General features: G+C 71.7%; 6 protein-coding genes. 2 read left to right on the forward strand and 4 right to left on the reverse strand.

Annotated features, from left to right (window positions below; all coding sequences use genetic code 11):
- Window positions 1–50: 50 nt before the first annotated feature.
- Window positions 51–1,502 (forward strand): aldehyde dehydrogenase, encoded by a 1,452-nt coding sequence (locus CCN33_RS06795; RefSeq protein WP_086692259.1) that lies wholly within the window; start codon window positions 51–53, stop codon window positions 1,500–1,502.
- Window positions 1,503–1,624: 122 nt separating this feature from the next.
- Here CCN33_RS06795 and CCN33_RS06800 read toward each other — a convergent pair whose 3' ends face one another.
- The 3 genes from CCN33_RS06800 to snpA (CCN33_RS06810) form a co-directional block, all read right to left on the reverse strand.
- On the reverse strand, window positions 1,625–3,385 hold the full coding sequence (locus CCN33_RS06800) for an MOSC and FAD-binding oxidoreductase domain-containing protein (protein WP_086692262.1): 1,761 nt from the start codon (window positions 3,383–3,385) through the stop codon (window positions 1,625–1,627).
- Between the two features lie 239 nt (window positions 3,386–3,624).
- Complete coding sequence (gene snpA / locus CCN33_RS06805; RefSeq protein ID WP_086692265.1) at window positions 3,625–4,296, reverse strand: snapalysin; 672 nt, start codon at window positions 4,294–4,296, stop codon at window positions 3,625–3,627.
- Between the two features lie 223 nt (window positions 4,297–4,519).
- Entirely contained in the window at window positions 4,520–5,191 is a 672-nt protein-coding gene (snpA, locus tag CCN33_RS06810; RefSeq protein WP_086692268.1) for a snapalysin, read from the reverse strand.
- A gap of 209 nt (window positions 5,192–5,400) precedes the next feature.
- On the opposite strand from snpA (CCN33_RS06810), the gene CCN33_RS06815 reads away from it, so the two are divergent.
- Window positions 5,401–6,429, forward strand: a complete 1,029-nt coding sequence (locus CCN33_RS06815; protein WP_086692271.1) for a LysR family transcriptional regulator — start codon at window positions 5,401–5,403, stop codon at window positions 6,427–6,429.
- Here CCN33_RS06815 and CCN33_RS31885 read toward each other — a convergent pair.
- Window positions 6,396–7,762: tetratricopeptide repeat protein (locus tag CCN33_RS31885; RefSeq protein ID WP_086692272.1), on the reverse strand; the 1,367-nt coding region annotated here is incomplete at its 5' end. The genes CCN33_RS06815 and CCN33_RS31885 overlap by 34 nt on opposite strands.

Below are 7,762 nucleotides of genomic sequence, written 5' to 3' on the forward strand. Positions count from 1 at the left end.
CTCCTCCCCACCACCCTCTCGCCCCTTTCGCAGCAAGGAACCGTGCACACATGACTCTTCGCGACAAGCTCTACATCGGCGGCGCATGGGTCGCCCCCAGCGACCCGAATCTGCGGATCGACATCCTTTCCCCGCACGACCAGTCCGTGCTGGGCAGCGCCGCACAGGCCGCGCCCGCCGACGTCGACGCCGCCGTCGCCGCGGCCCGCGCGGCCTTCGACGACGGGCTCTGGCCCCGCACCAGCCCCGAGGAGCGACAGGAGATCGTCCGGCGCTACGACGCCCTGCGCGCCGCCCACGCCGACGACGTCGCTCGGGCCATCTCCGTCGAGAACGGCTCGGCCGGCTGGTTCACCCAGGCCGGCCAGCCCTTCCTGACCCGCCAGGTCAAGGCGTACCTGAAGGCGGCCGAGGAGTTCGGCTGGGAGGAGATCATCGAGCCGTCCGACCCGTCGGTGTCCTTCGACACCATCGTCCGACGGGAGGCGATCGGCGTGGTCGCCGCCGTCATCCCGTGGAACTCGCCGTTCTCCGCGGCCACCGCCAAACTGGTCCCGGCCCTGCTGGCCGGAAACACCGTCGTCCTGAAGGTCTCCCCGGAGAACTCGCTCAGCATGATGCTGCTGGCGGACCTGTGGCACGAGGCCGGGCTTCCCGCGGGCGTGCTCAGCATCCTTCCCGCCGACCGCGAGACCAGCGAGTACCTCGTCTCTCACCCCGACGTCGACAAGATCGCCTTCACCGGCTCCACCCGCGCCGGCCGGCGCATCGCCTCCATCGCGGGTGAGCACCTCAAGCGGGTCAGCCTGGAGCTGGGCGGCAAGTCCGCCGCCCTCATCCTCGACGATGCCGACCTGGACGCCGCCGTCCAGGGCCTGAGATTCGGCTCCTTGGCGAACAACGGCGAGGCCTGCATCCTCCAGACCCGCATCCTGGCCCCGCGCAGCCGCTACGAGGAGGTCGTCGCCGCGATCAAGGCCATGGTCGAGTCGCTGAAGGTCGGCGATCCGTCCGCTCCGGACACCTTCGTCGGCCCGATGATCCGCCCCGACCAGCAGCAGCGCGTCATCGACTACATCCACGTCGGGATGGCGGAGGGCGCCCGGCTGGTCACCGGCGGGCCGCAGATCCCCGAGGGCCTGGAAAAGGGCAACTACGTCACCCCGACCGTCTTCGCCGACGTCGACAACTCCATGCGCATCGCCCAGGAGGAGATCTTCGGCCCGGTCCTGTCCGTCATCGCCTACGACGACGAGGACGACGCCGTCCGCATCGCCAACGACTCCGTCTACGGCCTGTCCGGCGGCATCTGGACCACCGACCCTGAGCGGGCCCTTGCCGTCGCCCGCCGACTGCGCACCGGCACGGTCACACTGAACGGCTCCCCGATGAGCTTCGACGGTCCCTTCGGCGGCTACAAGGCGAGCGGCGTCGGCCGTGAATACGGCAAGGTCGGCCTGACCGGCTACGTCGAGCACAAGACGATCACCCGCGACCGGTAGTCCCACCCCGTACGCCACCAGCACTGCCCAGCCACAGCCCCTCCGGCTCGCTGCCCGGCCAACTCCGCGCGGCGCGGCCCCCGCTCGCGCGCGGCCCATGGGTGGCCGCGTCTGCCGGCCCCTTACAGATCGAGGACCGCCTCGGTCGTCGGTGCGCTGCAACAGACGAGGACGGTGCCGGTCTCGGGCGGTTCGAGGGGTGGGGTGGTGTAGGTGATGTCACCTGCCACGAGCTGAGTGACGCAGGTGTGGCAGACGCCAGTGCGGCAGGACCAGCGGGTGGGGACGTCGCAGGCTTCGGCGAGCTCCAGGAGGGAGGCGTATGCGGGCGACCATGGGGTGGTGACGCCGCTGCGAGCGAAGGTGATGAGGGGGCCGGTGCCCGGGGGGCCGGCTGGTTGGTGCGGCCGGACGACGGCTGTGGGCGCGATGCCGGGGTTGATGGCTGGGAGGGCGCTGAACTGTTCCGTGTGGATTCTCTCGGGGCTCAGACCGCGATCGCGCAGAAAGCCTGCGACGTCCTCCATGAAGGCGGTCGGCCCGCAGAGGTAGGCGTCCGCGTCGGCGGGGATGCCCAGGCCCTTGAGGGACGCGGCGGTGGGGCGGCCCTGGGTGATGGAGGACTTCTCGGGGCGTGGGGTTCCCGAGGTGTAGTAGATGTGCTCGTGGGCGTCGGGGAGTTGCTCCAGAAGCGTGTGGGCCTCGTCCGCGAAGGCGTGGTGGGCGCGGTCGTGTGCGGTGTGGATCCACCAGACAGGACGTGGATCTCCTCGGGCGGCCAGGTGGTGGAGCATGGCGAGCACCGGAGTGGCACCGATTCCCGCGGAGAAGAGAGCGATCGGGCGCGTCCCTTGTTCGAGGACGAACGTTCCGCGAGGGCTGGCGACGCCCAGCAGGTCCCCTGGACGGAGCCTGGCGTGGAGGTAGCTGCTGACCGTCCCATGGGGCTCGTGCTTGACGCTGATGCGGTAGGTGCCGTCTTCGGAGGTGGATGAGAGTGAGTAGCTGCGCACCGCGGGGGCGGCGTCGGCGAGGGGCAGGCGGAGGGAGAGGTACTGGCCCGGGCGGGCCTCGGGGAGAGGTGTGCCGTCGGTGGTCTGGAGGTGGATCGACGAGATGCCGGGGGTCTCGCGGACGATGCGGGCGACGCGCATCGTCTTGAACCCGGTCCATCCCGGCGTCTCTTCGGGCTGCTCTGCGGCGGCGCGTGCACCGGCCCGTCCCGGTTCTTGTGCGGGCTCCCGGGGGGCGGCGAGTTCGCGGAAGGACTGCTGCCATCCGGGGCTCAGGGCTGGAATGTCCAGGGCTTTGCGCAGCTTCGCGGGGTCGCGGTCGGGCAGGTAGAGCAGTGCGTCGGTGTCGGCGACGCTGAGTTCTTCCGGGCCCCGGCGGGTGAGGGTGATCTCGTCGCCGGCCTGGACACGGCCCTCTGCCAGGACGCGCAGGTAGAAGCCGGGGCGGTGGTGGGCGACCAGCAGGGAGGCCATGGCGGGCTCGCCCAGGCGCATGCCGACGCGGTAACAGGTGACGCGGGGCTGGGTGACCTCGAACTCGGCTTCGCCGATCCGGTAGCGGTCGCCGATGCACACCTCGTCGTCGGGCAGTCCGTCGACGGTGAAGTTCTCCCCGAACATCCCGAAGGTCAGGTCGTCGCGACCGAGCTGCGCACGCCAGTACTGGTAGGACTGCAGCTGGTAGACGAGGACGGCACGGATTTCGCCACCGTGCCCGGCCAGGTCTCCTTGGCCGTCTCCCTCGACATTGAGCCGCCGGACCATGCGGGGGCCCTGGGCGGGGGCCTTCCAGGCCCCGGTGCGGACGGTCCTTCCCTGCCAGGAGACGTCCTCGGGCATGCCTGTGTTGACGGACAGCAGCGTCGCCATCGCGGACCTCCTGGGGGATGGCCGGCCGGGGCAGCCCCTCATGGCGCTGTGTTCTGTGCCCTGCGACCGATCCTAGTTCTGTGCCGGTGCCGCCGCGATTCCGTGATCATGGTCCAGTCGGTGCGTCCCCTGAGCTTCGCTGCGTATCGGTCCTGCGGCTGCTGACGCTCTTGAGCCGGTAGACACGCGGGGCCGTCGTCCACCAGGTGGACGACGGCCCTTACGTTTCAGGAGGACGTTCAGCGGTCCTGGTTCACCTTGGCCAGCGCCTTGGCGAGCCCGTTGGCCCAGAGCTGGTTGACGCGGGAACGCTCGGTGGCGTTCGGGTAGCGGTTGGTGCAGGAGGTGCCGGGGCCGCCGCCGGACATCAGCTCGCTGCACGGGCCGCTGTAGTGGTCGGGCAGGCCCAGTACGTGGCCGGTCTCGTGCGCGGTGACCCGGATCGAGTCGTACTGCTGGTTCTGCGCGTAGTCGAGGAAGACGTAGCCCCGGCCGTGGCCGTCGGTGGAGGCGTAGGAGCCGCGCGAGTCGTTGCCCTCGTAGTAGGAGAAGTTGCCGGTGCCGGTGGTCGAGGCCAGCTTGACGTTGGAGACCGAGCTGTTCCAGATGGAGGTGGAGCTCGATATCTGCGAGCGGAAGCTCGGCGCCTGGCTGGCGTTGTAGTAGACGGTGACGGCCTTGAGGCTCGGGTTCTCGGCCCGCTGCTCGGCGACCGACTTCAGCACCGCGTCGAAGAACGCCTTGGTGTTCGCCGCCTCCTGGGCCGAGCCGGTGTACCCGGCGTGCGGGGCGGCGACGGGAGCGGGCTGGGCGGACGCCGGGGCGGCGGCGCCGAGCGCGGCGGCGGCGACGCCGAGACCGAGGGCGAGGAGGGATCTGACGGTCTTGGCGGACGTACGGGACGACGTCATGTGGGGTCCTCGTTTCGTACGTGGGGGTGGCCGTCCGTATGGGGGTGAACGGCCGGTTGTCCCTGAGTCTCGGGCAGGCCAACGGCCTGCGGATGATGGCAAGTTGGGATAGCAGCGAGCTATCGGCGGCACCGCGTACGGGCCCTGGGAACGCGACGGACCGCGGACCGTCGCGTGGGGGCGACGGACCGCGGTCCGGGGCGGGGCCTGGTGTGCCGAGGGGTCAGCGGGTCTGGTTCACCTTGGCCAGGGCCTTGGCGAAGCCGTTGGCCCAGAGCTGGTCGACCCGGGCACGTTCGTTGGCGTCCGGGCTGGAGTTGGTGCAGGACGGGCCGGGGCCGCCGCCGGACATCAGCTCGCTGCACGGACCCTCGTAGTGGTCCGGCAGACCGAGCACATGGCCGGTCTCGTGCGTGACGACGCGGACCGAGTCGTACTGCTGGTTCTGGGCGTAGTCCAGGAAGACGTAGCCGCTGCCGTGGCCGTCGGTGGAGGCGTAGGAGCCGCGCGAGTCGTTGCCCTCGCGGTAGGAGAAGTCGCCGGTGCCGGAGGTGGCGGACAGCTTCACGTTGGAGACGGAGCTGTTCCAGATCGAGGCGGCGCTCGATATCTGGGAGCTGAAGCTCGGCGCGGCCGACGGGTTGTAGGTGATGGTGACCGACTTCAGGCCCGGGTTCTCGGCCCGCTTCTCGGCGACCGACTTCAGGACCGCGTCGAAGAACGCCTTGTTGTTCGCCGTCTCCCGGGCCGAGCCGGTGTATCCGGCGTGCGGGGCGGTGACGGGAGCGGGCTGGGCGGACGCCGGGGCGGCGGCGCCGAGCGCGGCGGCGGCCACGCCGAGACCGAGGGCGACGATCATTCTGGTGCTCTTCGCGGGCATGCGGGAGGACGGCATGTGGGGGTGCTCCTCTTTTCGGTGCGTGTGGGGGTGGCCCGTCGTTCGAGTGGGGGTGAACGACCGGCTGCTTCCGAGTCTTGGATAGATCAACAGGCCGCGGCTAATGGCAAGTTGCGATAGCACCGGCCTATCGCCGGCAACTCGTGGCGGTGCGCGGCGATTTATGCGTCTGGCGTGCGCATGCAAACCCGCCCTAGGCTCCCGTCATGGAGCTAGAGGTGAGGCACTTCCGGGTTCTGTGCGCCATCGCCGATGCGGGCAGCCTGCATCAGGCGGCGCGCGAACTCGGCCTGGCCCAGCCCTCGTTGAGCACCCAACTGCGCCGGATCGAGAAGGCGCTGGGCGGCCCGCTCTTCACCCGCGGCCACACCGGCTGCCGCGCCACCCCGCTGGGCCGGCTGGTGCTGAGCCGGGCCCGGCCGCTGGTCGGGGAACTCGACGCCCTGGTCACCGAGGCCCGCGCGGCCGCCGCCCGCGCCTCGGCCGGGCCCCGGCTGCGGATCGGCGCCACCGCCAGCCGCGCCCTGCCGGGCTGGCTGCGCCGGCTGCGCTCCCGTGTCCCGGCGGCCGAGCCCTCGCTCCAGATGGACGCCTCCGCCAACGCGCTGCTGCGCCAGGTCGCCGAGGGCGCGCTGGAGCTGGCCTTCGTGCACGAGGTGGAGGGCAGTCCGCTGCGGGTGCCGCCGGGGCTGCGCCTACGGGTACTGGTGGAGCGGGAGCCGCAGTTCGTCTCGCTGGCGGCCGACCATCCGGCGGCGGCCAGGAGCGAGGTGCGGCTGACCGAGCTGGCCGAGGAACGGTGGATGGTGGACTCCACGGTGGACGGCGAGTGGGACGCGATCTGCCGGGTGCTGCGCGAGGCAGGGATCGAGCCGGACCTGCTGCACGGCGACTACCTCACCGCGTACTCGCTGGCCGCCACCGGCGAGGTGGTCACGGTCAGCCAGCCCACCGCGCATCCCCGCTCCGACCTCGCCATCCGCCCGCTGCACGGCGACCCGATCGGGGTGCGGCTGCTGCTCGCGGCCCGCACCGAGACCGACCTCGACCGGGGCTTCGAGGAACTGGCCGATGCCTACTGGGAGGTGGCCCACCAGGCCCCCGCGTACCGGGACTGGCTGGAGCGCGGCCCGGAGCCGCGCCCCGCCGCCCTGTGCGGCACCGTCACCCGGACGGTGCCGGTGCGGGCCGCAGGACCCGGTCAGGTGCCGGACCCGAACGTCCGCGTGGTGTAGGCGCATTCGGTGTACACATAGCCCGACCTGAGCCGCGCGGTGTCGGAGGCGGGGGAGCCGGCGCCGGTGCCCTGCGGCTGGTGCACGAAGTACGTGGTTCCGGTGGGCAGTTGGATCGTGCGCCGCGGGTAGTTCCGCCCGCTGTCGGAGCACGGCTTGAAGCCCGGCGTGATGGTCGCGGTGAGGGAGTACGCCGTGCAGCCGGCGCACGCCTTGAGGGTGAAGCTTCCGGTGACGGGGCCGGTGTAGAGCACGGTGATGTCGTGGGGGCTGTCGTTCTTCACCGTGACGGAGATGCTGCCGCCGGAGGCCGTGGTGGGCAGCTTCTTCCCGGCCGCCGGGAGCGTCTGGGCGACCTCGGCGGCTATGGCGATCTTCTTGGCCCTCTCCCGCTTCCCCCCGCCCTTGCTGTCGGAGACATAGCTCCGCATGCTCTGCCGCGCCCCCGCGAAGTCGCCGTCCTTGTACTGGTCCACCCCGCACTCGTAGGCGCCCGCGTCCCCGCCCCTCCCGGCGCGGGCGGCGACCGCGGTGAGGTCGGTGGAGGCGTCGCCGGCCGTGGCGGCGAGGTCGGTGAGCCGGGTGTCCAGGGTGTGCAGCCGGTCCACGGCGGTGCAGGGCGCGTTCCCGCCGACCCCCTGCTGCGCGGTCCGTACGGCCGCGTCGACGGCCGGCACCACCTTGGCCGCGGCCGGTGACCCGGGGAAGTCGGCGAGCAGCTCACGGAACCGTTCGACCCATGCCTCGCCGCCGTCGCCGAGATCGGCCTTGCCGCACTCGTAGAGCGAGGTGGCCAGCCGGTCGTCGGGCCAGCGGGTGAGCGAGCCGAGCTGGTCGGCGGGCATGGTGCGCGGCACCGTACGGAGGAACTGGAGGGGCTCGACGGCCACGCAGTACTCGCCCCGCCCGTACGCGGCGCCGACGCCGGCGTAGTAGGCGCGCATCCGGGCCGGGACACGGTCGGCGGCGCGGGAGCCGGGGTGGTCGACCGCGAGGTCGCGGTAGACGGCGAGGGCCGAGCGGTAGTCGGCGCGGGAGGCGGCGAAGGTGTGCCGTCCGGCCGCCGCCACCAGGTCGTCGGCCTTCTCCAGCCGGCCGAGCAGTGCCTGCTGTTCGGCCTCCGCGCGGGCACCGTCGTACCAGAGCGCCCCGCCGACCGGTACCGCGAGCAGCACCAGACCCAGCACGAGGGCGAGGGGCGCGCGCAGGGACAGCGGGCTGCGCAGTCCCAGGCGGGCGCCGTGGGCGGCGGCGAGCAGGAGGACGACGAGGTAGCCGACCAGCACCCCGGTGGGCAGTCCGTCGGCGTCGGCGGGCAGCGCGACGAAGAGGA

This window comes from Streptomyces recifensis (genome assembly GCF_002154615.1).
GTDB classification, from domain to species: domain Bacteria; phylum Actinomycetota; class Actinomycetes; order Streptomycetales; family Streptomycetaceae; genus Streptomyces; species Streptomyces griseoluteus.